This is a genomic window from Isoptericola jiangsuensis (assembly GCF_002563715.1).
In the GTDB taxonomy this organism is placed as follows: Bacteria; Actinomycetota; Actinomycetes; order Actinomycetales; family Cellulomonadaceae; genus Isoptericola; species Isoptericola jiangsuensis.
Window position 1 is genome coordinate 1,830,471 of the sequence record NZ_PDJJ01000001.1, and the last position, 24,809, is coordinate 1,855,279.

Genomic DNA, 24,809 nt, shown 5'->3' on the forward strand with positions numbered 1-24,809 from the left:
GCACCGCAGGGCGCGTGCAGGTCCAGCACGGCATGAGCGCGAGGAGCCCCCGCGCAGGGGCGCCGAGGGACGAGGTGCACCCGGAGCGGGGCACCGCAGGGCGCGTGCGGAGGGACACGGCATGAGCGCGACCCGCACGGCGGTGCTGTGGGTGCCGGACTGGCCGGTGGTGGCCGCGCTGACGACGGCGGGGCTGGACGCGCACGTCCCGGCCGCGGTGCTGGGCGCCCGGTCGGGGGGCGGCACGCGGGCGGGGCGCAGCGTGGTGGCGACGTCCGCGGTGGCGCGCACCGCGGGGGTGCGGCGCGGGATGCGTCGGCGGCAGGCGCAGGAGGCGTGCCCGGACCTGGTGCTGCTGGACGCCGACGACGCCCGGGACGCGCGCGCGTTCGAGCCGGTGGCGCTGGCCGCGGAGACGGTGGTGGCGGGCCTCGAGGTCGCGCGGCCGGGGCTGCTGCTCCTGCCGGCGGACGGCGCGGCCCGCTACCACGGGTCGGAGCGGGCGCTCGCGGAGCGGCTGGTCGCGGCGGTGGCGGAGACGGGGCACGAGTGCCAGGTGGGGGTGGCGGACGGTCTGCTCGCCGCGGTGCTGGCGGCGCGGGAGGACGCGGTCGTGCCGCCGGGGGAGTCGGCCGCGGCGCTGGCGGGCCGTGGCGTGGGCGAGCTGGTGCACGCCGTCTGCGACCCGGGCGTCGTGGCGGCGGTGCGGGAGGCGGCGGGGCTGTGGTGGCGGCTGGGGCTGCACACCCTCGGCGACCTGGCGGCGCTGCCCCCGGCGAGCGTCGCCGCGCGGTTCGGGGAGCTGGGCACGTGGGCGCACCGGCTGGCCCGCGGCCTGGACGAGCGTCCGCCCGCACGGCGACGTCCCGAGGCGGACCTCGCCGTGGCGACGGACCTGGACCCGCCCGCCGACCGGGTGGACGTCGCCGCGTTCGCCGCGCGCCGGCTCGCCGAGGAGCTGCACGTCCTGCTGGTGGGCCGCGGCCTGGCGTGCTCGCGGCTGCGCATCACGGCCCGCACCACCGAGGGCGAGCTGGAGCGGCTGTGGCGCACGGAGGCGGTCGCGGGCGGCCTGGACGCGGCGAGGCTCACCGACCGGGTGCGCTGGCAGCTGGAGGGCTGGCTCACCGACGCGGCCCTGCGGCGCACGGGCACCGGCGGCTCGCCGCACGTCGCGCCGCTGGTGCACCTCGCGCTCGCCGCGGAGGACGTCGCGCCCGCGGGGACGCACCAGCCGAGCCTGTGGGGTCCCGACGCGGGCGGGGACACCCGCGCCCGGCAGGCGCTGGACCGGGTGCAAGGGCTGCTCGGCGGGCAGGGCGTGCTGGCCGTGCGGCTCCAGGGCGGGCGGGACGCCCGCAGCCGGGTGGCGCTCGTCCCCTACGGGGAGGAGGCCGAGCCCGCCCGTCCCGCCGACCGGCCGTGGCCCGGCGCGCTGCCCAGCCCGGCGCCCGCCACCGTGCTGCCCGAGCCGCTGCCCGCCCGCGTCCTGGACGCGGCCGGGCGCGACGTCGTCGTCGACGCGCGGCTCGCCGCGAGCGGCGACCCGGCGAGCGTGCGCTGGGAGCACGGCGCGGGCGCCGTCACGGACTGGGCCGGACCCTGGCCGCTGGCCGAGCGCTGGTGGACGGACGGCGGGACGCGACGCGTGCACCTGCAGGTCGTCCTCGACGACGGCCGCGGGCTGCTGCTCGCGCAGACGGCCGGCACCTGGACGGTGGAGGCCTGCTATGACTAGGTTCGCGGAGCTGCACGCGCACTCGGCGTTCAGCTTCCTCGACGGCGCCTGCCACCCGGCGGAGCTCGCCGCGGAGGCGGCACGGCTCGGGCTGGAGGCCCTCGCCCTGACGGACCACGACGGCCTGTACGGGGTGGTGCGGTTCGCGGAGGCCGCGCGCGCGGTGGGGCTGCCCACCGTGTTCGGCGCAGAGCTGCACCTGCCCGCCCCGGTGCCAGGCGGCGCCCCCGTGCTCGACGAGCCCACCGGCGTCCCCGACCCGCGGGCCACGCACCTGCTCGTCCTGGCCCGCGGCGCCGACGGCTACCGGCACCTGTCCCGCGCCATCGCCACCGCCCACCTGGAGGCCGGGGTCAAGGGCAAGGCGCGCTACGACCTGGACCGGCTCGGCCAGGAGGCCGACGGGCAGTGGCTCGTCCTCACCGGCTGCCGCAAGGGGGCCGTGCGGCGCGCCCTGGACGGCGGAGGGCCGGACCCGCTGCGGGCCGCGCGCGCCGAGCTCGACCGGCTGACGGCCGTCTTCGGGCGGGACAACGTCGCCGTGGAGATCACCGCGACCGGCGACCCGCGCGACGCCGACCGGCACACCGCCCTCGCGGGACTCGCCCGCGACACCGGGCTCCCGCTGGTCGCGACCACCGCCGCGCACTACGCCCGCCCGCGCGACGCCGACCTCGCCGCGGCGCTCGCGGCGGTGCGCGCCCGGTCCTCCCTGGACGACCACGACGGCTGGCTGCCGGGCGCCCCGACGGCGCACCTGCGCTCGGCGGCGGAGATGGTGCGGCTGCACCACCGGCACCCGCAGGCGGTGGCCACGGCCGCCGAGCTGGCGGCCGAGTGCACGTTCGACCTCCACCTCGTCGCGCCCCACCTGCCGCCGTACCCGGTGCCGGCGGGGCACGACGAGGCGTCCTGGCTGGCCGAGCTGGTGCGCCGCGGCGCCACGGAGCGCTACGGACCGCGGGACGCGGAACGGGTACCGGGCGCGTGGGCGCAGATCGACCACGAGCTGCGCGTCATCACGGACCTGGGGTTCGCCGGCTACTTCCTCGTCGTCTACGACCTGGTGGAGTTCTGCCGCCGCGAGGGCATCCTTTGCCAGGGGCGGGGCAGCGCCGCCAACTCGGCGGTCTGCTACGCGCTGGGCATCACCGCGGTGGACGCGGTCACGCACGGCCTGCTGTTCGAGCGCTTCCTCGCCCCGGAGCGGGACGGTCCGCCCGACATCGACGTCGACATCGAGTCGGTGCGGCGCGAGGAGGTCATCCAGCACGTGTACGCCCGGTTCGGGCGGACGCACGCCGCGCAGGTCGCGAACGTCATCTCCTACCGGCCGCGCTCGGCGGTGCGCGACGCCGCCCGCGCGCTGGGGTACGACGTCGGGCAGGCGGACGCGTGGAGCAAGTCCATCGAGCGCTGGGGGTCGCTGCGCGGGCCGGACCCGACCAGCCCGGCCGCGGACCGGGCCGCCGGTGCGGCGCGCGCTGCTGCGGGGGCCCCGGGGCGGACGGCCGCGGGCGACGAGGGACCGCGCGCGGGCTACCATCCGGCCGCTCGTTCCTCGCGGCCTCCCGCCAGGCCGGCCACGCCCGCGCGCGACACCCCGCCCCTCACACCCTCGCAAGGTCGTCCCGGTTCCGCGGGCGGCGCCGTCTCCGTCCCGGTCACGCGGCGGGACGTCAAGGCGGCGCACGTCGCACGCCTCTGGGAGGGGCGGCCGACGGCTGAGCCCGTCGTCGACCCGCTGGCCGTCGACGCCGAGGGCTCCGGCGCGCTGCGGCGCGCCGACGACGCGCACGACGTCGTGCCGCGGCACACGCCCGCGCCGGCGGAGCAGGAGGGTGACATCCCCGCCGCGGTGGTGGACCTCGCCGACCGGTTCCTGCGACTGCCGCGCCACCTGGGCATCCACTCGGGCGGGATGGTGATGTGCGACCGGCCCGTCATCGAGGTGTGCCCGGTGGAGTGGGCGCGGATGGAGGGCCGCACGGTCCTGCAGTGGGACAAGGAGGACTGCGCGGACGCCGGGCTGGTGAAGTTCGACCTGCTGGGGCTCGGGATGCTCACCGCCATCCGGTACGCGTTCACGTCCGTGCGGGACACCGGCGGCCCGGAGCTGGCGTTGCACACCCTGCCGGAGGACGACCCGCGCGTGTACGACCTGCTGTGCGCCGCCGACACCGTCGGAGTGTTCCAGGTGGAGTCCCGCGCCCAGATGGCGACCCTGCCGCGGCTGCGGCCCCGCACCTTCTACGACGTCGTCGTGGAGGTCGCGCTCATCCGGCCCGGCCCCATCCAGGGGCAGTCCGTGCACCCGTACATCGAGCGCTCCCGGGGGCGTCAGCCCGTCACCTACCTGCACCCGCTGCTGGAGCCGTCGTTGAAGCGCACCCTCGGGGTGCCGCTGTTCCAGGAGCAGCTCATGCAGATGGCGATCGACGTCGCCGGGTTCACCCCCGCGGAGTCGGACCGGCTGCGCCGCGCCATGGGGTCGAAGCGGTCGGTGGAACGCATGGAGGCGCTGCGCGGGCGCCTGTACGCCGGGATGACGGAGCGCGGCGTCCCGCCCGACGTCCAGGAGCAGATCTACGACAAGCTCAAGGCGTTCGCGGACTTCGGGTTCCCCGAGTCGCACGCCTACTCGTTCGCGTTCCTCGTCTACGCCTCGGCGTGGCTCAAGGTGCACGCCCCCGAGGCGTTCTACGCCGGGCTGCTCGCCGCCCAGCCGATGGGGTTCTACTCCCCGGCGTCGCTGGTGGCCGACGCCCGCCGGCACGGGGTGCGCGTGCTGCGCCCGGACGTCAACGCGTCCACCGCGCTGGCCGGCGTCGAACGGACGGGGGAGGGCGACGGCCCGGCAGGTCCCGCCGCCGACGACGCCCCCACCACCGTCGACCGTGCCGACACGGCCCGTCCGGGGGAGCGGACGGGCCGTGACGACGAGAGCGCCGAGGGGAGCGACGGCCCGGGCGGGGTCGGCCTCGTCGCCCTGGACGTCGACCCGCACCTGGCCGTCCGGCTCGGGCTCGCCTCGGTGCGCGGGCTCGGCGACGACGTCGCCGAGCGGATGGCCGCCGCCCGGGCGGCCGACGGGCCGTTCCGTGACCTGCACGACCTCGTCCGCCGGGTCAACCTGACCACCGCCCGCCTGGAGGCGCTCGCCACCGCCGGCGCGCTGGCCTCGCTCGGCGTCACCCGCCGGGAAGGCCTGTGGGCCGCCGGCGCGCTCGGCCAGGAAGGGCCGGACACCCTGGCCGGGGTCAGCGTCGGGGTCGCCGCGCCACCCCTGCCGGACATGGACCCCCTGGAGGTGGACGTCGCCGACGCGTGGGCCACCGGCGTCACCCCCGGTTCGACCTCCCCGGTGGAGCACGTGCGCCCCGGCCTGGACCGCCAGGGCGTCCTCACGGTGGACGCCGCGACCCGCGTGGAGGAGGGCCGCCGCGTCGCCGTCGGCGGGGTCGTCACCCACCGCCAGCGCCCCGGCACCGCGGGCGGGGTGACGTTCCTGTCCCTGGAGGACGAGACGGGGCTCCTCAACGTCATCTGCTCGCCCGGCCTGTGGCGGCGCTACCGCACGGTGGCGCGCGGCGCCCCCGCCCTCGTGGTGCGGGGCCGGGTGGAGCGGGCCGACGGGTCGGTCAACCTGCTCGCCGAGCACCTCGCCGTGCTGCGTCTGCCGGTGACGACCCGCTCGCGGGACTTCCACTGACCCCGCCCGTCCGGCGGCGCTCGCGGCGACCGCGCGCGACCTCGGTCCCCAGGGCGTCGAGCGGCTGGGCGAACGGGTCGGTGAACGTCGCCAGCCAGGTGCGGGCGGCGTCGATCCCGGCGGGTTCGACGGCGTACAGCCGGCGGGTGCCGTCGGGGCGGACCCGCACCAGGCCGGCCTCGCGGAGCACCCGCAGGTGCTGGGACACGGCGGGCTGCGAGATGGCGGTGGCGGCCCGGACGGCGGCGACGAGGCTGCCCACGGTCGCCTCTCCCGCGTCGTGCAGCAGCAGGAGCAGGCGGCGGCGGACCGGGTCGCCCAGCGCGGCGAACACCGCGTCGGGCGACCCGGGCGCCGTCGTCGTCCGGGTGGTCACGTCACGCCTCGGGGACGGTCGTGTAGAAGGCGACGGTGCGCTCGGCCGCGGCGTGCGCGTCGGCGGGGTCGTCACCGTCGCCCACGGCGGCCTCGGCCCACCCGAGCGCGGACGCGCCGACGAAGGCCTTGCCCTCATCCGACACGGTCCAGGCCTGGGCGGCGGCCGGGTCGACGGCGTCCCCGGAGGCGAGGTGCAGGCCGAGGCCCATGAGCCCCAGGTCCCACCCGACGCCGACGGCGCCGGGACCGAACTGCTCCCAGAACTCCGGCTCGACCGGCGACTCGTGGACGAGCTCGAGCACGGTGCCGCCGTCGTGCGGGTGCAGGGTGACGGTCACCCAGGACACGCCGCCGCCCATCTCCCACGTGACGGCGAACGCCTCGGGCGCCTGGCAGCGCAGCACGGTGCCGCCGGCGTTGCCCTCGAGCTGGTACCGGCCGCCCTCGACGAGGTCGCCGCTGACGGGCAGGAACCAGCGGGGGATGCGGTCGGGGTCGGTCAGGGCGTCCCAGACGTCGCCGCGCGCGGCCGTGTAGTCGCGGCGGGCGACGGCGATCTTCGTCGGGCTGCCGTCGCGCTCGCCGCTGCGGACCTCACGGGTGACCAGCCCGGCGACGGCGACGGGGTCGATGTCGATGCTCATGGCGACTCCTTAAGTAGATACTTATAGACAACCATCGTCGGCCCGACCGTGCAAGGGGTGCGTGTCGCCGGCCCGGCCTACCCTGCACGCATGGCCTACCGGATCGAGCCGGCCACCACGGAGCGGTTCGACGACGTCGTCACCCTGCTCGACCCACACGGCCGCGTGGAGGCGTGCTGGTGCCTGCACCGGCGCCAGGCGCCCGGCCCGCCCGTCGGCGGGCCGGCCGACTGGCCGACCACCTGGGTCGTGCGCTGCTTCGTCGTGCGGGTCGGGTACCGACGCCGCGGCGTCGCCCGTGCCCTGCTGCGCGGCGCCGTCGAGCACGCCCGCGCCCGCGGCGGGCACGTCGTCGAGGGGTTCCCCGTCGAGCCGGAGCCGGGTGGCCGGGTGCCCGTCGGCGCCGCGTTCGTCGGCACGGTCCCGCTGTTCGAGGCCGAGGGCTTCGAGAACGTCGGCCTGACCCTCGCCACCAGCGGCCGGCTGCCACGCACGCACCTGCGCCGCGACCTGCGATCCCGCGGCGCCGGCCGATGAATCCCACCACCGAACCCGGTCGGAACGACCGACAGCACGAACCGGAGGGCACCATGGACGAGACATCCCGGGACGCCGCGCAGGCACCGACGTTCGACACCGCCGCCGCCGTGACCCGCTCCCTGCTCGGCTGGGGCGTCGTCGCGGGGCCGCTCTACCTCGGCGTCGGGCTCGCGCTCGCACTGACCCGCGACGGGTTCGACCTCGCCGAGCACCAGCTCAGCCTGCTGATGCTCGGCGACGGCGGCTGGATGCAGCGCGCCAACCTCGCCCTGTCCGGGGTGCTCGTCCTCGTCGCCGCCGTCGGGGTCCGACGGGCGGCCGACGCCCGCCGGACCCGCGCCGCCGCCTGGATGGTCGGCGTCATGGCGGTCGGCCTCCTCGGCAGCGCCGCCTTCCCGCCCGACCCGATGGCCGGGTTCCCGCCCGGAGCCGCCGAGACGACCACGGTGGGCGGCACGCTGCACCTCGTCCTCGGCCTCGTCACGTTCGGGGCGGCCGGCGCCGCCGCGCTGACGTTCCCCGCGCGGTGGTCCACACTCGTCGGCGTGGTGATCCTGGCGGGGTTCCTCGGCGGGGCCGTGCTCGCGACGTCCGCCGCGGGCGTCGCCCTGCTGTGGGTCGCCGTCGTCGCGTCGTACGCCTGGCTCGCTGCCGCCTCCGTCGTCCTGTACCGCCGGGTGCCGCACCCCGACGGCACCCGCTGACGACCGGTCACCAGGCCTGCGCGAACACCTCCGCGAACAGGGCGTCCACGTCGACCTCCAGCCCGCGCGCCGCGAACCACGCGCCCATGTTCCGGCAGTCGCGGTGCAGCAGCTCCGCGCCGAACGGGTTCGCCACGAGGTCCACGACCTGCGGCAGGTCGATGACGACCAGCCGCTCGCCGTCGGCGAGCACGTTGTACGGCGACAGGTCGCCGTGCGCCCAGCCGAGGCGGGCCAGGACACCCATCGCGGACCGGACCTGCTCGAACCAGTCGGCCAGCAGGTCGGTGTCGGGCCGCGTCTGCGCCAGACGGGGTGCGGCGACGGCCGCCCCGGCGTCGTCGACGTGTCCGACGAACTCCAGCAGCAGCTCGGTGCCGTCGATCTGCACCGGGTAGGGGACCGGCGCGCCGGCCTCCCACAGGGCGCACAGGGTGGCGAACTCGGCGTCCGCCCACTGCGTGGCCCGCACCGACCGGCCCCACGCCGAGTGGCGGTCCTGGGTGGCGCGCTGGTCGCGGCTGCGACGCTCGCGACGACCCTCGGTGTACGTGCCGGCGCGGTGGAACTGGCGGTGGTCGGTGTCGCGGTAGCGCTTGGCCGCCAGGAGGACGGCACGGTCGGGGTCGTCGGGGACGGCGCGCTCGACGAGGAAGACGTCCGCCTCCTTGCCGGTCTTGAGGACGCCCAGCTCGGTGTCGAGGGCGGCGGCCGCCGTGACGACCCAGTCGGGGTGCGGGTGCGGGCCGCGCTGGCCCTTGGCGATGCTCGGCCAGGTGGACCACCGCTGGTCGGGTCCGGGCTCGACGGCGTCGACGCCGGTGTCCAGGGTGAGGATCTGGCGGGTGGGGTGGTCGGGGGTGTGCTGAGGCACGGTGGGGCTCCAAGGAAGGGGGAGGAGCCTCGGTGGCTCCTCAGTGGTGAGGGTCCGTCGCCCGTCCCGTGGGGAGGGCGTGCACGGCGAAGACGTCCATCTCCTCGCCCTCCTTCCTCGTGCCGACGCGCCCGGCGCGCGTCTCCGGGGTCGATCCTGCGTCCGGACCCGCGGCCGCGTCCAGCGAATTACCGGACGTGCCGCGGCGGGCTTCCCGGGGCGGTCCGTCGTGTCCGGGCGGGCGGCGTCCGGCTACGGTGTCGACGTGAGCCTCCAGGTGGTCGCCGACGGCGTGCTGGTCGCCGTGAGCCGTCGCCTCGCGACCACGACGACCCTCGTGGTGGGGTCCACGGGCCCGGCCGGACGGGCCGGTCTGCTGGTCGACCCGGCCTGGGAGCCGGACGAGCTCGCCGCCCTCGCGCGTCAGGCGCGGGACGACGGCGTCGACGTCGTGGCGGGGTTCGCGACGCACGCGCACCACGACCACGTGCTGTGGCACCCGGCGCTGGGGGACGTGCCGCGCTGGGCGAGCGCGACGGCCGCGGGCGTCGCGCAGCGGGAGCGGACGCGGCTGCTGGCCGAGGCGCGCCTCGACGCCGCGCGCTACGGCGGGGCGGACCACACGCCGGAGGTGCTGGCGCTCCTGGGGCGGGTGCGGCCGCTGCCGGCGGGGGAGCGCCAGGTCCCGGACGCCGACGGGGCGCTGCCCGTGGTCGAGGTGGTCGAGCACGCGGCCCACGCGCCGGGGCACGCCGCCCTCTGGCTTCCCGGACCGCGGGTCCTGCTGGCGGGCGACCTGCTCAGCGACGTCGAGGTCCCGCTGCCGTTCGACGAGATCACGGGCGCGGGCGACCTCGCCGGCTACCGCGCCGGGCTGGAGCGCCTCGCGCCGTACGTCGCGCGGGCGGCGGTGCTGGTGCCGGGGCACGGCACGCCGACGCGGCGTCCCGCCGACCGGCTCGACGCCGACCTGCGCTACCTCGACGCCGTCGCCGCCGGACGTGCGCCCGCCGACCCGCGCCTGGCCGACCCGGACGTCGCGGCCGAGCACGCCCGCACCGTGCGCCGCGTCCGGGCCGGGCGCTGAGGCGTCAGCCGAGGGCGCCGGCGAGGAGCGTCGTCGCGTCCTGCCACACGCCCAGGGTGTCGAACCCCATCTGGTCGAGCATCGCCCAGGCGACGCCGGCGAGCGCGTAGAGGCTGACCGGGGTCATGAGCACCCACTCCCGCCACGACCCGGCGTCGCCGAGGATCGGCAGCGACAGGTTGCCCTTCGGGCTCCACATGTCGTCGAACGGCAGCCAGCGGTGCCGCCGCACCCAGCGCGGCGAGCGGAACCGCAGCGGCCACAGCAGCGGCACGCCCCGGGTGGTGAGGAAGTCACCGAGGATGTGGACGGCGCAGCCGAGGCCGACGCAGAACGGCATCCAGTACCACTCCTCGGGGGCGAACACCGCGACGAACGCCGCCAGCGCGATGGACAGGGTCCACGTCCACCAGCGCTGCTGCCCGGTGAGCTTGAGGGCGCGGACCGCGAACGCGATGAGCAGCACCGCCATGATGCCGGGGCCGACGAGCACGTCCCCGAACGTCTCCGTGTGGAACGACAGCTTGCCCACCAGCCACGCGATCACGGTGAACGCGGCGATGCCGAGCAGCGAGTGCGTGCCGTTGCGGTGCCCGCCCGACAGGCTCGACACGAGCTTGGTGACGGCCTCCGACACCGGCGGCAGGGAGTGCGAGATGGTGCCGTTGTGGTGGTCGGCGTCGGGCAGCAGCGCGGCGCCCGCGCACACCAGCGCCCCCGTCATCACCCCCACCTCGGACACGGGGTACCAGCCGAACGCGATCGGGGTCGTGGAGGTGACCGCCACCCAGGCGGCCGCCCCGGAGGCGGCGTGGTGCCCACCCATCATGGCGTGCGTGCTCCTTCGTCCGGTCTGCGACGCCGTGACCGATTGGTCCGGGTCGCCAGCACGCTACACGCCGCCGCCGACGCTCCGTGAACCTGCCCGCGCCAGCACCCCCGCGACGTCCGGGGGACGCCACCCGGCGGGCTTGAGCACCTTGCCGTCGGCGCGGCGCACGGCGGTGCCGTCGGGGCCGAGCTTGGCCAGGTTCGAGGCGTGCACCTCGGTGAACACCTCGTCGCCCGGGATGCCGCACTCCAGCTCCAGGCCGTGCAGGACGTAGCGCAGGTCGACGGTCGCGTCCGCCGTCGCGACGAGGTCCGCGCCGTCGGTCGGGCCGGCGACGACCTCCTCGACCGCACGCTCGACGACGGAGCGCGCGGCCGGCCCCAGGATCGCGCCGGTGAGCTCGGCGAACTCCTCGGCGACCAGCCGGTAGCGCATCCGCAGCCGGTCGTCGGGCAGGGTCAGGTCCGGCGGGCCGGTCGACACCGGCACGTCGAACGCCTCGTGGAACTCCCGCACCAGCTCTCGTTCGTCGACCATGCCCGTACTGTCGCACTCACCGGGGCGGTTGCCCGCGCATCCCCGCCAGGAGCGTCGCGGGCCCGTGGTCGCCGGACAGGATGCGGGCGGAGTTCACCAGCCCGACGTGGCTGAACGCCTGCGGCACGTTCCCCAGCTGGCGGCCCGCGACGACGTCGTACTCCTCGGCGAGCAGACCCAGGTCGTTGCGCAGCCCGAGCAGCCGCTCGAACAGCGCCCGGGCCTCGGCGACGCGGCCCACCCCGTGCAGCGCGTCCACCAGCCAGAAGCTGCACACGAGGAACGTGCCCTCGTCGCCGGGCAGCCCGTCCACGCCGTCGTCGGCGGGCGTCCGGTAGCGCAGCAGCAGGCCGTCGTGGCTCAGCTCGCGCTGCACCGCGTCCACCGTGCCGACGATGCGGTGGTCGGTCCACGGCAGGAACCCGACCCGGGGCAGGAGCAGCAGCGACGCGTCGAGCCCGTCCGACCCGTAGAACTGGGTGAACGTGTTCCGCTCGGCGTCGTAGCCGTGCCGCAGCACGTCCGTGCGGATGTCGTCGCGCAGCGCCCGCCAGCGGTCCACCGGACCGTCCAGCCCGGCCGTCTCGTGCGCGCGCACCATCGCCGCGACGCCCGCCCACGCCATCACCCGGGAGTGGACGAACGCCCGCCGGGGCCCGCGCACCTCCCACAGGCCGTTGTCGACGTCGTCCCAGTGGCCCTCGAGGAAGTCCAGGAGGGCCTTCTGCAGCGTCCAGGTGTCGGCGTCGTCCTCGACACCGTCCGAGCGGGCGAGGTGCAGGGACACCAGGACCTCGCCCCACACGTCGAGCTGGAGCTGCTCGGCCGCGGCGTTGCCGACCCGTACCGGCGCGCTGCCCTCGTAGCCGGGCAGCCAGTCGAGCGTCGCCTCCGGGATGCGGCGGCGACCGTCGAGCCCGTACACGATGCGCAGCCGCGCCGGGTCGCCCGCGACGGCGCGCAGCAGCCACTCCCGCCATGCGCGGGCCTCGGACGTGTGCCCGGTGCTCAGCAGCGCGAGGAGCGTGAACGACGCGTCCCGCAGCCAGCAGTAGCGGTAGTCCCAGTTGCGGACCCCGCCGACCTGCTCGGGCAGCGACGTCGTGGCCGCCGCGGCGATGCCCCCGGTGGGGTCGTAGACCAGGGACTTCAGGGTGATGAGCGAACGCCGCACGGCGTCGGGCCACTCGCCGTCGTACCGCGTCCCGCCGATCCAGTCCTCCCAGAACGCGAGGGTGTCGGCGAGCGCCTGGTCGGCGTCGCACGGCTCCGGGCCGAGGTCGTGCGACCGGTGATGGGTGAGGACGAACGCCACCCGGTCTCCCGCGGCGACGTCGAAGCGCGAGCGCACGGCCCCGTCGGCCAGGGAGATCTCCTGCGGGACCGGAGCGGTGAGGGTGAGGGTGTCCGGGCCGGCCACCGCCGCGACCGTGCCCGCGCCCAGGTGGCCCAGCAGCGTGCCCTCCCGGTCCGTCAGCCAGGGCACCACGTTCCCGTGGTCGAAACGCGGCACGGTCTCGCTGACCACGGTGACCCGCCCCGACAGCCCCTCCACGATCCGCACGAGCGTCGGGTTGCCCCGCCGCGGCGGCATGAGGTCGGTCACCCGGACGTGCCCGTCCGGGGTCTCCCACTCCGTCTCCAGCACCAGCGACTCGCCCCGGTACCGGCGGCGGGTGCACAGGCCCTCCGTCGCCGGCGCCAGACGCCAGAAGCCGTGACGGTCGTCCCCCAGCAGTGCCGCGAAGCAGGCCGGGTCGTCCAGGTCCGGCAGGCACAACCAGTCCACCGACCCGTCCCGCCCCACGAGCGCGGTGGTCCGCAGGTCGCCCACGACCCCGTAGTCCTCGATGCGCAGCGCCATCGGGCTCACGCTAGGTCAGGGCCGTGACCTGCGCCACCGTCCGGTGATTTGTAGTTCGGGGTCCGTGCCGTGCTATGTTTTTCCAGCACCAAGACGAGGCGGGAACGCCTCGCCGAGGTCCACCTGTCCGGGTGGCGGAATGGCAGACGCGCTAGCTTGAGGTGCTAGTGCCCGTTAAGGGCGTGGGGGTTCAAGTCCCCCTCCGGACACTCGTTGAGACAGCGACGACGAAGGCCTCCTGGGTCCACAACCAGGGGGTCTTCTGTCGTATCCGGCCTCTTCCTCGGCAGGGGAGGTTCCCGAGAGTGTTCCCACGGGAGGGGCTCTGTGTTCCCGTGGGTGTTCCCAGGTGCCTCGGCGGGCGGCGTTGGCCCAGGTGGGGGCGGTGTCCGGAGGGGGACGGGCGCCCCACCCGGGACGAGGTTCAGCGCCCGCGTCCTCAGGTCGGCGCGCCGCTGCGAGGCGAGGAGGTCTCGCCGACTGTGTCCGCGCGGCTCGGTCCCGCCGGCAGCACGCCGGTCTCGTCGAGGCCGTGGCCGCGAACCTGCCCGGCGCCACGTGGCAGCGATGCCGCACGCACTACGCCGCCGACCTGATGAGCATCTGCCCCAAGAGCATGTGGCCCGCCGTGAAGGCGATGCTGCACTCGGTCTACGACCAGCCCGACGCCAAGGCGGTGCAGGCCCAGTTCGACCGGCTGCTCGACTACGTCGGCGGCAAGCTGCTCGAGGTCGCCGAGCACCTGGACGCCGCCCGCGCCGACATCCTGGCGTTCACCGACTTCCCGAAGGACGTGTGGACCCAGATCTGGTCGAACAACCCGACCGAACGGCTCAACCGCGAGATCCGCCGCCGCACCGACGCCGTGGGCATCTTCCCCAACCGAAGCGCGGTGGTGCGCCTGGTCGGGGCCGTGCTGGCCGAACAGACCGACGAATGGGCCGAAGGCCGCCGCTACCTCGGCCTCGAAGTCCTCGCCCGATGCCGCCTGAGCCCGGTCACCAACACGTCGACGGAGGTGAACACCGACCCCATGCTCGAACTCAGCGCGTAACCCAAGAAGGATCACCGAGCGCTACACCACTCCCAGGGGCTTGACCCCCGGACGGGACGGTGCGCGGGGTGTCGCTCAACCACGACGCCTCGGTTGCGTCGACGACTGGCTCTACTGACGAATTGCCGGTCTCTGGCCGACAACGTCCGGGTGACGCCGCGTGCGGGTCGAGCCGGACAGCCACGCGAGGGTGGCCCGCCGCACACGTCGGCCCCCCCGCGGACCGCCTCGCGGTCGAATGGCGCCGTGACGGCGCGGTCGCCATTGTCGGCGTGCTCCATGGGATCGCCGTCGAGTTCGTCGCGGACGACAGCCCGCTCGCGCCGATCGCGGGGGTGGGTTCGCTGACGGGGGCGGCCACCAGTGCGCTTCGGTGCACCAGCAGTGCAACAGAGGCGCTTGGAGATCAGTGTGCGGACCGGCCCATCAGCCGCGCGGCGCGGAGGCCGAACACGGCGGCGGGTCCGATGGTCGCGCCGGGACCGGGGTAGGTGCGGCCCATCACCGAGGCGGAGTTGTTTCCGGAGGCGAACAGGCCCTCGATGACGGTCCCGTCCTCCCGGAGCGCCCTCCCGTCGGCGTCCGTGACCACGCCACCCTTGGTCCCGAGGTCGCCGACGACCAGGCGGTACGCGGTGAACGGTCCGTGCTCGAGCGGGGCAAGGGTGGGGTTGGGGCGGACGGTGGGATCGGCGTAGTACCGGTCGTAGGCGGAGTTGCCGCGACCGAAGTCGCCGTCGACACCGCCGCGGGCGAAGCCGTTGAAGCGTCGGACGGTGTCGTGCAGGGTCCGGTGGTCGATGCCCATGGCTCCCGCGAGCTCGGCGAGGGTCCGGCCCCGGACCTGGATGCCTGCGTCCTTGATCGCCCGGACGAACCGGGGGTCCATGGAGAAGGTGCGGAAGTAGCGCCACGGGTACCGGCCGTCCACGATCATCCAGTAGGGTCCCTTGCCGCCGTCGTGGGCGAGCATGTGGTGGCCGAGGTCGACGTACGACTCGGACTCGTTGGCGAACCGGTGGCCGTGGGAGTCCACGATGAGGGAGTGCGGCATCGACCGTTCCCCGACGACGAAGGTGCCGCTCCTGGTGCCAGGTAGGGGCGCGATGGAGGCGCCCCACCAGGCGTCGTCCATGAGCTCGAGGGCCGCTCCCACCTCCTGCGCGGCCGCGATCGGGGTGCCCAGGTTGCCGGGGTTCCCGGACGGCGCCCCGTCGATCCCGTGGTACTTCTGGCGCCACTCGGGGTTCGACTCGAACCCGCCGCCTGCCAGCATCACGCCCTGGCGGGCGCGCACCGTCACGGTCTCCTGGCCGCGCTCCACACGGACGCCGACGACCCGACCCTCCTCGACCACGAGGCTCTCCAGAGGTGAGCTCAACCACAGCGGGACGCCGCCGTCGACGAAGACCGCTTTGCCGAAGGCGGTCGCCCACGCGGTGCCGATGCCGACGAGACGCTTGCCCCGCACGAGACCGCCTGCGATCCGTCCGACGACCTGGGCGCCGCGCACCATCCCCGAGAGCGTCGACCACGCACGATTGAGCAGCCAGACGTCGTTGGTCATCGCGGGGAGCGCGACGGTCACCCGCAGGGTGTCCCAGAGGTCCCCGAGAACCTTCGAGTCCAAGGGTTTGACCTCGATGGCGCGCCCGATCTTGCCTCCGGGGAGCTCCGGGTAGTAGTCGGGGGTGTCGGTGGCGCGAGCGAAGACGACGCCGTACTTCTCGGCGGTCGCGACGAAGTCGTCGATGCCGTCGACGAACGCCTCCTTGCGCGTCCGGTCGGACGCGCGCCCCACGCTCCCCACGCTGGCCTCGAGGTAGTCGAGCGCCTCGGCCCGGGAGTCGGCCACGCCGTCACGCTGCATGAGCGCGTTGTTCGGGAACCACATGCCGCCACCCGACATCGCGGTGCTGCCGCCCCACTTGTCCGTCGACTCGAGTACGAGCACGGACAAGCCTTCGTCGATGGCTCCGAGCGCTGTGGCGAGGGCGGCGCCCCCCGAACCCACCACGACGACGTCGAAGGTCTGTTCCGTAGCGTGGCCGGTCTGCATGGGAGCTCCTTCTGCCTCCAGTACCGGACATCAGTGTCCGGCAATGGCGTTCAGGATGCCCTCGGGCGGTGGCGGTGTCAACTGGTCCTCGCCTGCGGAACGAGGGTCGCTCAGCCGTCCGACTGCTGGTCGACCGCCGGCGTCGCGATCAGACGCATGAACACCTCGAGGAGCGGCAGCACGTCACGGTCGGGGTCCATGAGCGCCTGGATGCGGAGGCCGTCGATCATCGCCTGGAGCATCGTGACCTTGTCGTCGGCGCTGAGCTCGTCGCCGTCGTCGGCGGTGCCGAACCGCCTGCTCGACAGGTAGCCCCGCATCCGTTCTCGCCGGGCGGCGAAGAAGTCGTGGGCAGGGTGTTCGGGGTTCGTCGCGGCGACGGAGACGGCCAACCAGTTGCGTCCCTGCTCGGGACGCGAGAAGTCGTCGGCCAGGACGCCGGAGAGCACGCGTTCCGGCGGCACCTGGGCCTCGATGATGTGACGCGCGAACTCCTCGTCGTCGGCGTCCCTCTGTGCCAGGGCTGCCACCAGCAGGTCGTCCTTGCTCGCGAAGTGCCGGAGCAGCGCGGCGTGGGTGACGTCCGCACGAGCGGCGATGTCGCGCAGGGAGGACCGTTCGTAGCCGTGCTCGGCGATGCTCGCCAGGGCCGCGCGCACGATCTGGGCCCGGCGCGCCGGTGTTGACGCGTTCGGGCCGCGCCGACGCGCGCGGGGTGCGGCGGGGGTCTGCGCCGCTGCTGGATCCGAGCTCTTCATGTCCACCTGTCCGAGTCTGGCACCACCTGGAAGCGGCTTGCCAAATAGTAACCACCATGGTTACTATCTGTCACTGTAACCACGGTGGTTACTTTTATCGGCCGGTCGGTGTCCTCGGGCAGCGTGGTCGTGACGGGCAGTGGAGGAGTCGATGGTGACCAGGGGGACGCCGGCCGCGGACGGAACGGCGTACGGCTCGGGCGTCGCGTGTTCCGAGGCCGCCACGGAGGAACGATCCTCGTCCGCGCCGGTCGTGACGCCGCCTCTGACGTCCGGCGACATCTGCTGGCTCATGCTCGCCACGTTCGGCGCATCGATGGCCGTGATGGTGCCGCTCTCGTACGGCGTCGCCGTGCGTGTCACCGAGCTCGCCCCCGGGCGTGACGAGATGCTCGGCTTCGTCATCGGCGCGGCGCAGCTCGTCTACCTCCTGGCCAGCCCTCTCGTCGGGATCTGGAGCGACGGCACACGTTCCCGCTGGGGGCGTCGGACGCCGTTCCTGTACCTCGGCGCCGCCGTCGGTCTCGTTGGTGTGGTGATCGTGGGTGCCGCCCCGAGCCTCCTGGTCCTCGGTTTCGGCTGGGTGCTCGGCATGTCGGGCTGGTCGATCGTCGGCGCCGCGCTGCAGAACCTCCAGGCCGACAAGCTTCCCGAGGCGCAGCGGGGCAAGGTCTCGGCGCTCACCGGACTCATGTCCCAGGTCGGGCCGGTGATCGGCATCGGCATCGCGTACGCCGTGTCGTCGAGCACGATGCTCGTCCTTGTCGTCCCGGGCGTGATCGGAGCGCTCCTGATCGCCGCCTTCCCGCTGGTCAAGGCGGAAGGCAGCTCCCTGGAGCTCCCCCGGCGTGCCCCCGCCACCGTGAGGTCGATCGTCCTCAGCTACGGCTTCAGCGTGCGCAGGTACCCTGACTTCGCCTGGGTCTGGGTCGGACGGTTCGTCTTCTTCGTCGGCCTGTACTTCAACACCACGTTCGGCACCTTCTTCTACGCCCAACGCCTGGGGTTGACGGTGCGCGACGTCGCGGGCGTCGTGGCCGCCATCGGCCTGGTCGGCGTGGTCGCCGCTGCCACGGGCTCCCTCGCCGGCGGCTTCCTCTCCGACCGGCTGCGGCGGCGTCGGCCCTTCGTGCTGGTCGCAGCGCTCCTGTTCGCCGGTGGCTCGGTGGTCCTGGCGACCGCGTGGTCGCTGCCCCACATCGTCGCCGGGTCCATGCTCGTGCAGCTCGCGATCGCCATGTACGCCACGGTCGACCAGGCGATCGCCTACGCGGTGCTCCCCGAACGGGACCAGGCAGGCCGGTACATGGCCGTCCTGCAGTTCGCGCAGCGGATCCCGAGCGCGGTGGCGCCTGTCGTCGCGGGTGTCGTGATCACCGTCGGTTCTGCGGGCGACGTCAAGAACTTCACGCTCCTCTACCTGACCGGCGCCGTCTTCGCGCTGCTGGGCGGACTGATCGTCCTGCTCAAGGTCAAGGCCGCCCGCTGATCCGTCCACCGGAGGAAACCTCACCATGGTGCGCAACGCCCCCTGCTCCCTCGCCGTCGACGGCGGCGGCGACGAATTCACCGTCACCGGGGCCCGGCCCCGCCTGTCGTTCACGAGCGACGACTCATCCCCACACGTCCTCGAGGCGAGCATCGACGGCGCAGCGCCCGAGACCGCCGAGCTCACTGGGCACCGTTTCGTCGAGTGGCCCTTCGCCCCGTTGCGTAGCACGAGCCGCGTGACGTGGCGCGTCCGACGGTCTGGGCCGGACACCGAGTGGTCCGAGCCCTCGACGTTCGAGGTGGGACTCCTCGACACCGACTGGTCGGCCGACTGGATCTCGCCCGCGGAGGCCGCGGATCCCGGGTACGGGGAACGACCTGCGCACGTGCTGACCGGTAGCTTCACGCTGTCCGAGGAGATCGTCTCGGCCCGCCTGTACGCGACGGCGCTCGGCCTCTACACGGCGACCGTCAACGGACACCGTGCGGGCGGCGACGAGCTCGCCCCCGGGTCGACCTCCTACGACCGCACCCTCTACGCCCAGGCGCACGACGTCACCACGCTGCTCGAGGTCGGGGCGAACAGGCTGGAGCTCGAGCTCTCCGACGGCTGGTACCGCGGCCAGGTCGGCGCCTTCCGGCTGCCTGCCGGGTGGGGCACGACCCTGGGTGTGCGGGCCGAGCTGCACGTGCGCCTCGCCGACGGGTCGGAGCGGGTGATCGGCAGCGACGCGAGCTGGACGAGCGCGCCGTCGACGACCACCCGGGCTGACCTCATGGCCGGCCAGACCGTCGACCTCACGGCGGCCGCAGCCACCTCGAAGCCGGTGCGCGTCGGCGTGGTCGTCGACGCACCCCCGATCGACTGGTCCCCGGCTCCGCCGGTCCGCGTCGTCGAGTCGCGCGCGCCGGTCTCGGCGACCGAGCTCGGGGGCGGCGTGACGGTCGTCGACTTCGGCCAGAACGCCTCCGGATGGGTGCGCCTCACGGATCTTGGCGCCCCCGGTACTCGAACTGTGATCGAGTACGGCGAGTTCGTGGACTCCTCCGGCGACCTGTCGACCTCGCACCTGGACTCCGAGCGGCCCGAGGGGCGCAAGGCCTTCGTGCAGCGTGACGAGGTGGTCGCAGGTGCCCACGGCGAGGTGTTCGAGCCGCGCCACACGGTGCACGGGTTCCAGTACGCCCGCATCACCCGCGCCGGTGCGCCGCTGGACGTCGGAGCCGTCACCATGCAGGTCGTGCACAGCGACCTGACGCGCACGGGGACGTTCGAGAGCAGCGACACCGACCTCAACCGGTTGCACGAGATCGCCGAGTGGAGCTTCCGCGGCAACGCCGTCGACGTGCCGACGGACTGCCCGACCCGCGAGCGCCTGGCGTGGACCGGCGACTACCAGGTGTTCGCGCCCACGGCCACGCGCCTCTACGACGTGCTGGGCTTCACCCGCAAGTGGTTGCGCGCGGTGCGCGACGACCAGCTCGACGACGGCCGCATCGCGAACTTCTCGCCCGACGGCCGCCGCATCAAGCACCATCTCGACGACCAGTTCGCGATGATGACCGGCTCGGCGGGCTGGGGCGACGCCATCGTCGCCGTCCCGTGGGAGATGTACCTCTCGTACGGGGACCGCCTCGTGCTCGAGGAGAACTACGACGCGATGGTGCGGTGGGTCGAGTGGGCGCTCGAGAAGGCCCGCACCTCCCGGCATCACGCTCGCATGCAGTCCTCGCCCGAGCCCGAGGCCTTCGAGGAGTACCTGTGGGACGGCACGTTCCACTGGGGCGAGTGGACCGAGCCGAAGGAGCGCGACGCCGACGGCCGGCCGATCGACCCGATCAAGCACAACCCGATGGCCTGGTTCATGGCCGACAAGGGCGAGGTCGGTACCGCCTACCTGCATCGTTCGACGGCGACGCTGGCGCGTATCGCCGGCATCCTGGGGCGGGCCTCGGATGCCGAGACCTACGCATCGATCGCGGAGCGCGTCGCCGACGCCTGGCGGCAGGCGTACCTGAACGAGGACGGCACGACCTCGACGGACAGCCAGGCGGCGTACGTGCGCGCCCTGTCGTTCGGTCTCGTCCCCGACGCGCTGCGCCCGGCCGCGGCCGAGCGTCTGGTCACACTGATCCGCGAGGCGGGGACGCACCTGGGCACGGGGTTCCTCGCCACCGGGGATCTGCTGCCCGTCCTCACCGACACCGGCCACGCCGATGTCGCCCATGAGCTGCTCGCGCAGCGCACGGCGCCGTCGTGGCTGTACATGGTCGACCGTGGCGCGACGACCATCTGGGAGGACTGGGAGGGCATCGACGAGCACGGTGTCGCCCACGAGTCTCTCAACCACTACAGCAAGGGCGCTGCCATCCGCTTCCTGCACACCCACACGTTGGGGCTGCGGCAGGACGTCGACTCGGTCGCCTGGGAGAAGGTCGTCATCGCCCCCGTCCCGGCGCCAGGCATGACCTGGGCGCGGGGCTCGCACACCGGCCCGCAGGGCGAGATCACCGTCGAGTGGCGCATCGAGGACGACCGCTTCCGCATCACCGCCGACATCCCGGCCGGAACCCGCGCACGCGTGGTCTTCCCCGATGGCGCCGTCCGCGACGCCTACCCCGGCCGGTTCGACCAGGCCGCAGCTCTGGCGGCTTCCGACCACACCGTGCCCGCACGGTGACGATCCACTGCACCAACTGAAAGAGGAGACAGCAATGACCAGCTTTCCCGACGGATTCCTCTGGGGCGCGGCGACCGCCGGCCACCAGATCGAGGGCAACAACGTCAACAGCGACTGGTGGGCCCGTGAGCAGATGATGCCCGGGATGGAGTCCTCTGGCGACGCCGTCGACAGCTACCACCGCTACCGCGAGGACATCCAGCTGCTCGCCGACGCAGGGCTCACCTCGTACCGCTTCAGCCTGGAGTGGTCGCGCATCGAGCCCATCCGTGGTCAGTTCTCCAAGGCCGAGCTCGCGCACTACCGTCGCATGATCGACTTCTGCCTGGAGCTGGGCGTGACACCGGTCGTCACCCTGCAGCACTTCACCACGCCGCAGTGGTTCGCGGGCCTCGGCGGGTGGGACGCGCCGGAGGCTCAGGAGCTCTTCTGCGCGTTCGTGGAGCAGGCCTGCACGATCCTCGACGGCGTCGAGTGGGTGGCCACCATGAACGAACCCAACATGCAGGCCGCCATCATGACGGCGATGCGCCAGCTCGCTGCGTCCGGCGGAGACTGGACCAGCCCCACGGTGGAGAGCACGGGCGAGAGCGCCGGCGACGACCTGAAGGACAAGCAGCACGGCCAGTTCCTCACTTACGCCGACCCCGAGATCGGCCGGAAGTTCGTGCGCATCCACCATGCCGCGCGTGAGATCGTGCGCGCCCGCACGAAGGCGAAGGTCGGGTGGACCATCGCCGCCGGCGCGCTCACCGCGGCTCCCGGCGGGGAACAGAAGCTCCTCGAGATCCGTCACGGCAAGGAGGACGTCTACTGGGAGGGAAGCCGCGGCGACGACTTCGTCGGCGTGCAGGCCTACTCCAGCCAGGAGGTCGATGCGAACGGCCTCGTGCCGCACCCGCCGCACCCCGACAACACCCTGGTCGGCACGGCGTACCGCCCCGACTCGCTCGCGATGGCCGTGCGCCACGCGTGGGAGGTCAGCGAGCATACGCCGATCGTCATCACCGAGAACGGCATCGCGACCGCCGACGACGCGCAGCGCATCCGCTACACCGACGAGGCGCTGCAGGGACTGCTCGGCACCGTCGCGGAGGGCATCGACGTGCGCGGCTATCTGCACTGGTCCCTGCTCGACAACTTCGAGTGGGGCCACTGGGAGCCGACCTTCGGCCTCATCGCCGTCGACCGCGACACCTTCGAGCGCACACCCAAGCCGAGCCTCGGCTGGCTCGGGGAGGTCGCCCGGCGCAACGCCCTCGGAGCGGGGGCTCTCGCATGAGTTTCCCGTTCGCCGATGTCTCCGAGCGGTCGCTGATCGATCTGCTGTCTCTTGCCGGTCGTCGTGCGGTGGTCACGGGCGCCGCCCAAGGGCTCGGCAAGGCGATCGCCGCACGACTCGCGGAAGCCGGCGCGAATCTGCTCCTCGTCGACCTCAACGAGGAGGGCGCGCGCGCTGCGGCAGCGGAGCTGGGCGAGCGGCACGGGGTCCGTGCGCTGAGCACGCGAGCCGATGTCACCGAGACGTCGTCGGTCGCTGCGGCGGCCGACCACGCGGTGGCGGAGCTCGGTGGCATCGACATCTGGGTCAACAACGCCGGGATCTTCCCCAACGCTCCCGTGACGACAATGCCCGACGAGATGTGGGACACGACCTTCGCGGTGAACGCGCGCGGCGTGTTCCTGGGTTCGCGCGAGGCCGCACGCCGCATGTCGCCGGACGGCCCGGGCGCCGTGATCGTCAACGTCATCTCGACCGCGGGCGTGCAGGTGGCCTTCCCGGGGATGGCCGCCTATGTCGGTTCGAAGCACGCCGCCCTCGGCATGACGAAGTCCCTCGCTGTGGATCTCGCACCGCTCGGCATCCGCGTGCTCGGTGTGGCGCCGAGCTTCGTCCCCACGGAGGGCAACATCGCCGCCGCGAAGGCGGGGGCCGAGGCGGCTGCCGCCGCCGGCGTCGAGATGCCGCCGCTCGACGTCATGAGCAGCAGCAGGATCGGTCGCCTCGGTACCCCGGACGACATCGCTCGCGTCGTCCTGTTCGCCGCGAGCGACCTGTCGATGGTCATGACAGGGAGCACCCTGCTCGCCGACGCGGGTGAGACGGTCTGACGACATGTCCACGACGCCTCAGCGGCCTCTGCGTGCCATCCAGCAGATCCAGATCGGCCGTCTGACGTCCACGGATGACCAGGCGCGCGAGGTCCTCGCGCGCCTGGTCTCTGCCGGGTTCGAAGCCATCGAGCTCAACGGCTTCATGACGCGCCCGACGCCGATGCTCGTCCGCGCACTCACGAAGGCGGCGGGTATGCCGGTCGGCAGCGGTGGACGCCTGGACTGGGCACGCCTCGTGGCCGAGTCGGGCCTGGCCGTCGCGGCGTTCCACGAAGACCTGGGCACGATCGAGTCCCGTCCGGCGGAGGTCGCGGCACGCGCCCGCCAGTTCGGCGCCCGAAACGTCGTGGTCACCGGCATGTACCGGTTCGACTACGGCGACGACACCGCCGTCGCCGGACTGGCAGAGCGCCTGGATGCGGCGGCTCGTGCGCTGGCGGGGGAGGGGATGCGCCTGCTGTACCACAACCACACCGCCGAGTTCCGGCGCCTCCGGTCCGGTGCCACCGCGTTCGACGTGCTGGTGGAGCGGACGGATCCTGACGCGCTCGACTTCGAACTTGACTGCTTCTGGGCCGCCACCGCCGGCGTCGACCCCCTGGGCGTGATGGACAGGCTCGGCGAACGTCTGCGTCTCCTCCATCTCACCGACCGCGGCTCCCGCATCTCGGGCAGCACGATGACGCCCGTCGTGAAGGTCGACAGCGTCGAGCTGGGCGCAGGGAACATGGCCGTCGACGCCATCGTCGCGCGCGCCGCGGCGCTGGGCGTGGAGGCGGTCATCCTCGAGACGCACAAGAACTGGATCGACAACTCGCCGCTGCGCAGCGCCGAAGTGAGCGCGGACGTGCTGCGGCGCCTACTTCCCGACTGACAAGGAACCCTGATGAACATCTCCGACAAGACCTTCGTCGTCACCGGCGCCGGCAACGGCATCGGTCGTGAGGTGAGCCTTCACCTGCTCGACGCCGGGGCGCGCGTCGCCGGCGTGGACCTCGATGCATCCGGTCTGGCTGCGACCGCCGAACGTGCCGCCGCCGGCGAGCGATTCTCCGTGCACGTCGTGAACATCACCGACCGAGAAGCCGTGGAGGCCCTGCCGGCCGAGGTGACCGCAGCCCACGGCGGCGTCGACGGCGTCATCAACGTCGCCGGGGTCATCCAGAAGTTCGTCCGCGTGAACGACCTGCCCTACTCGGAGATCGAGAAGGTCATGAACGTCAACTTCTGGGGAACCCTGAACATGTGCAAGACGTTCCTGCCGGAGCTGCTGACCCGCCCGGCAGCAGCACTGGTGAACGTCGCGAGCATGGGTGCGTACGCGCCGGTGCCCGGGCAAGCCGTCTACGGAGCGTCGAAGGCTGCCGTGAAGGTGCTCACGGAAGCGCTGTACGCGGAACTCCTCGGCACGAAGGTCGCCGTCACCGTCGTGTTCCCCGGCGCGATCGGGACGGACATCGCCGCGAACTCCGGTGTCGCCCTCGCCGGTGAGTCCTCGGCACAGGCCCCTGCCTACAAGACCTCGACCCCGTCCGCCGCCGCTCGCGTGATCGTCGAGGCGCTGCGCAAGGGCAAGTACCGGGCCACCATCGGCCACGACGCCGCAGTGATGGACAGGCTCTCGCGGCTGAGCCCGAAGCGTGCCACGACCGTGATCGCGCGGCAGATGCGCGGCTTGCTCGGCTGAGCGAGTCCACGGATGGACTCGTGCTCAGTGTCTTCTAGTCATGGCTCTCCTCTT

General features: G+C 73.5%; 19 protein-coding genes, 1 tRNA gene and 1 pseudogene. 13 read left to right on the forward strand and 8 right to left on the reverse strand.

Going from position 1 to position 24,809, the window contains the following annotated elements; genetic code table 11:
- Positions 1-121: 121 nt before the first annotated feature.
- The gene (locus tag ATJ88_RS08360; protein WP_098463434.1) at positions 122-1,738 is read left to right on the forward strand and encodes a Y-family DNA polymerase; all 1,617 of its coding nucleotides are present in this window, start codon (positions 122-124) and stop codon (positions 1,736-1,738) included.
- Entirely contained in the window at positions 1,731-5,450 is a 3,720-nt protein-coding gene (locus ATJ88_RS08365; RefSeq protein WP_098463435.1) for a PHP domain-containing protein, read from the forward strand. The genes ATJ88_RS08360 and ATJ88_RS08365 overlap by 8 nt, the downstream gene beginning before the upstream one ends.
- Here ATJ88_RS08365 and ATJ88_RS08370 read toward each other — a convergent pair.
- Both ATJ88_RS08370 and ATJ88_RS08375 read right to left on the reverse strand, forming a co-directional pair.
- Positions 5,380-5,826, reverse strand: a complete 447-nt coding sequence (locus tag ATJ88_RS08370) for an ArsR/SmtB family transcription factor (protein ID WP_098463436.1) — start codon at positions 5,824-5,826, stop codon at positions 5,380-5,382. The two genes, ATJ88_RS08365 and ATJ88_RS08370, sit on opposite strands and share 71 nt — an antisense overlap.
- A gap of 1 nt (position 5,827) precedes the next feature.
- Entirely contained in the window at positions 5,828-6,472 is a 645-nt protein-coding gene (locus ATJ88_RS08375; RefSeq protein WP_098463437.1) for an SRPBCC family protein, read from the reverse strand.
- Positions 6,473-6,562: 90 nt separating this feature from the next.
- Here ATJ88_RS08375 and ATJ88_RS08380 point away from each other — a divergent pair, with 90 nt between their 5' ends.
- Positions 6,563-7,009 (forward strand): GNAT family N-acetyltransferase, encoded by a 447-nt coding sequence (locus ATJ88_RS08380; RefSeq protein ID WP_098465215.1) that lies wholly within the window; start codon positions 6,563-6,565, stop codon positions 7,007-7,009.
- Positions 7,010-7,062: 53 nt separating this feature from the next.
- A complete protein-coding gene (locus ATJ88_RS08385; RefSeq protein ID WP_098463438.1) occupies positions 7,063-7,716 on the forward strand; it encodes a DUF998 domain-containing protein in 654 nt (217 codons plus the stop codon).
- 7 nt (positions 7,717-7,723) lie between these two features.
- Here the strand turns inward: ATJ88_RS08385 and ATJ88_RS08390 are convergent, their stop codons facing one another.
- Positions 7,724-8,590, reverse strand: coding sequence for a serine protein kinase RIO (locus tag ATJ88_RS08390; protein ID WP_170023570.1), 867 nt, complete (start codon positions 8,588-8,590; stop codon positions 7,724-7,726).
- A 265-nt stretch (positions 8,591-8,855) separates the two neighbouring features.
- Between ATJ88_RS08390 and ATJ88_RS08395 the strand changes: the two genes are divergently transcribed.
- The gene (locus tag ATJ88_RS08395) at positions 8,856-9,677 is read left to right on the forward strand and encodes an MBL fold metallo-hydrolase (protein WP_098465216.1); all 822 of its coding nucleotides are present in this window, start codon (positions 8,856-8,858) and stop codon (positions 9,675-9,677) included.
- Positions 9,678-9,681: 4 nt separating this feature from the next.
- On the opposite strand, the gene ATJ88_RS08400 is transcribed toward ATJ88_RS08395, so the two are convergent.
- The 3 genes from ATJ88_RS08400 to ATJ88_RS08410 form a co-directional block, all read right to left on the reverse strand.
- Positions 9,682-10,506 carry a metal-dependent hydrolase gene (locus ATJ88_RS08400; RefSeq protein ID WP_098463439.1) on the reverse strand — a complete coding sequence of 275 codons (825 nt, stop codon included), beginning with the start codon at positions 10,504-10,506 and terminating at the stop codon, positions 9,682-9,684.
- A gap of 63 nt (positions 10,507-10,569) precedes the next feature.
- On the reverse strand, positions 10,570-11,046 hold the full coding sequence (locus ATJ88_RS08405) for a pyrophosphohydrolase domain-containing protein (protein ID WP_098463440.1): 477 nt from the start codon (positions 11,044-11,046) through the stop codon (positions 10,570-10,572).
- A 16-nt stretch (positions 11,047-11,062) separates the two neighbouring features.
- Positions 11,063-12,910: a glycoside hydrolase family 15 protein gene (locus tag ATJ88_RS08410; RefSeq protein WP_098463441.1), complete on the reverse strand. Its 1,848-nt coding sequence runs from the start codon at positions 12,908-12,910 to the stop codon at positions 11,063-11,065.
- 125 nt (positions 12,911-13,035) lie between these two features.
- Here ATJ88_RS08410 and ATJ88_RS08415 point away from each other — a divergent pair.
- Positions 13,036-13,119, forward strand: a tRNA-Leu gene (locus tag ATJ88_RS08415).
- A gap of 302 nt (positions 13,120-13,421) precedes the next feature.
- A pseudogene (locus ATJ88_RS08420) lies at positions 13,422-13,964 on the forward strand (transposase); the annotation flags it as partial.
- A 406-nt stretch (positions 13,965-14,370) separates the two neighbouring features.
- Here the strand turns inward: ATJ88_RS08420 and ATJ88_RS08425 are convergent.
- Both ATJ88_RS08425 and ATJ88_RS08430 read right to left on the reverse strand, forming a co-directional pair.
- Positions 14,371-16,023: an FAD-binding protein gene (locus ATJ88_RS08425; protein WP_098463442.1), complete on the reverse strand. Its 1,653-nt coding sequence runs from the start codon at positions 16,021-16,023 to the stop codon at positions 14,371-14,373.
- A gap of 110 nt (positions 16,024-16,133) precedes the next feature.
- Positions 16,134-16,781 carry a TetR/AcrR family transcriptional regulator gene (locus ATJ88_RS08430; protein WP_098463443.1) on the reverse strand — a complete coding sequence of 216 codons (648 nt, stop codon included), beginning with the start codon at positions 16,779-16,781 and terminating at the stop codon, positions 16,134-16,136.
- A gap of 253 nt (positions 16,782-17,034) precedes the next feature.
- Here ATJ88_RS08430 and ATJ88_RS08435 point away from each other — a divergent pair, with 253 nt between their 5' ends.
- From ATJ88_RS08435 to ATJ88_RS08460, 6 genes are read left to right on the forward strand one after another with little or no spacing between them, the layout of a single operon-like run.
- Positions 17,035-18,270: an MFS transporter gene (locus ATJ88_RS08435; RefSeq protein ID WP_245852250.1), complete on the forward strand. Its 1,236-nt coding sequence runs from the start codon at positions 17,035-17,037 to the stop codon at positions 18,268-18,270.
- A 25-nt stretch (positions 18,271-18,295) separates the two neighbouring features.
- Complete coding sequence (locus ATJ88_RS08440; protein WP_211287486.1) at positions 18,296-20,953, forward strand: alpha-L-rhamnosidase; 2,658 nt, start codon at positions 18,296-18,298, stop codon at positions 20,951-20,953.
- A 34-nt stretch (positions 20,954-20,987) separates the two neighbouring features.
- Positions 20,988-22,235, forward strand: coding sequence for a glycoside hydrolase family 1 protein (locus ATJ88_RS08445; RefSeq protein WP_098463444.1), 1,248 nt, complete (start codon positions 20,988-20,990; stop codon positions 22,233-22,235).
- Positions 22,232-23,065: an SDR family NAD(P)-dependent oxidoreductase gene (locus tag ATJ88_RS08450; protein ID WP_098463445.1), complete on the forward strand. Its 834-nt coding sequence runs from the start codon at positions 22,232-22,234 to the stop codon at positions 23,063-23,065. Before ATJ88_RS08445 ends, ATJ88_RS08450 begins: the two co-directional genes overlap by 4 nt.
- Positions 23,066-23,069: 4 nt before the next feature.
- Positions 23,070-23,942, forward strand: a complete 873-nt coding sequence (locus ATJ88_RS08455) for a sugar phosphate isomerase/epimerase family protein (RefSeq protein ID WP_098463446.1) — start codon at positions 23,070-23,072, stop codon at positions 23,940-23,942.
- Positions 23,943-23,954: 12 nt separating this feature from the next.
- Positions 23,955-24,755, forward strand: coding sequence for an SDR family NAD(P)-dependent oxidoreductase (locus ATJ88_RS08460; protein ID WP_098463447.1), 801 nt, complete (start codon positions 23,955-23,957; stop codon positions 24,753-24,755).
- Positions 24,756-24,809: the final 54 nt, after the last annotated feature.

What these genes read in the sequence shown, in the direction of transcription:
- ATJ88_RS08360 (WP_098463434.1), top strand. Translation starts at nt 122, where the DNA reads ATGAGCGCGACCCGCACGGCGGTGCTGTGGGTGCCGGACTGGCCGGTG.
- ATJ88_RS08365 (WP_098463435.1), top strand. Translation starts at nt 1,731, where the DNA reads ATGACTAGGTTCGCGGAGCTGCACGCGCACTCGGCGTTCAGCTTCCTC.
- ATJ88_RS08375 (WP_098463437.1), bottom strand. Translation starts at nt 6,472, where the DNA reads ATGAGCATCGACATCGACCCCGTCGCCGTCGCCGGGCTGGTCACCCGT.
- ATJ88_RS08380 (WP_098465215.1), top strand. Translation starts at nt 6,563, where the DNA reads ATGGCCTACCGGATCGAGCCGGCCACCACGGAGCGGTTCGACGACGTC.
- ATJ88_RS08385 (WP_098463438.1), top strand. Translation starts at nt 7,063, where the DNA reads ATGGACGAGACATCCCGGGACGCCGCGCAGGCACCGACGTTCGACACC.
- ATJ88_RS08400 (WP_098463439.1), bottom strand. Translation starts at nt 10,506, where the DNA reads ATGATGGGTGGGCACCACGCCGCCTCCGGGGCGGCCGCCTGGGTGGCG.
- ATJ88_RS08405 (WP_098463440.1), bottom strand. Translation starts at nt 11,046, where the DNA reads ATGGTCGACGAACGAGAGCTGGTGCGGGAGTTCCACGAGGCGTTCGAC.
- ATJ88_RS08410 (WP_098463441.1), bottom strand. Translation starts at nt 12,910, where the DNA reads ATGGCGCTGCGCATCGAGGACTACGGGGTCGTGGGCGACCTGCGGACC.
- ATJ88_RS08425 (WP_098463442.1), bottom strand. Translation starts at nt 16,023, where the DNA reads ATGCAGACCGGCCACGCTACGGAACAGACCTTCGACGTCGTCGTGGTG.
- ATJ88_RS08430 (WP_098463443.1), bottom strand. Translation starts at nt 16,781, where the DNA reads ATGAAGAGCTCGGATCCAGCAGCGGCGCAGACCCCCGCCGCACCCCGC.
- ATJ88_RS08440 (WP_211287486.1), top strand. Translation starts at nt 18,296, where the DNA reads ATGGTGCGCAACGCCCCCTGCTCCCTCGCCGTCGACGGCGGCGGCGAC.
- ATJ88_RS08445 (WP_098463444.1), top strand. Translation starts at nt 20,988, where the DNA reads ATGACCAGCTTTCCCGACGGATTCCTCTGGGGCGCGGCGACCGCCGGC.
- ATJ88_RS08450 (WP_098463445.1), top strand. Translation starts at nt 22,232, where the DNA reads ATGAGTTTCCCGTTCGCCGATGTCTCCGAGCGGTCGCTGATCGATCTG.
- ATJ88_RS08455 (WP_098463446.1), top strand. Translation starts at nt 23,070, where the DNA reads ATGTCCACGACGCCTCAGCGGCCTCTGCGTGCCATCCAGCAGATCCAG.
- ATJ88_RS08460 (WP_098463447.1), top strand. Translation starts at nt 23,955, where the DNA reads ATGAACATCTCCGACAAGACCTTCGTCGTCACCGGCGCCGGCAACGGC.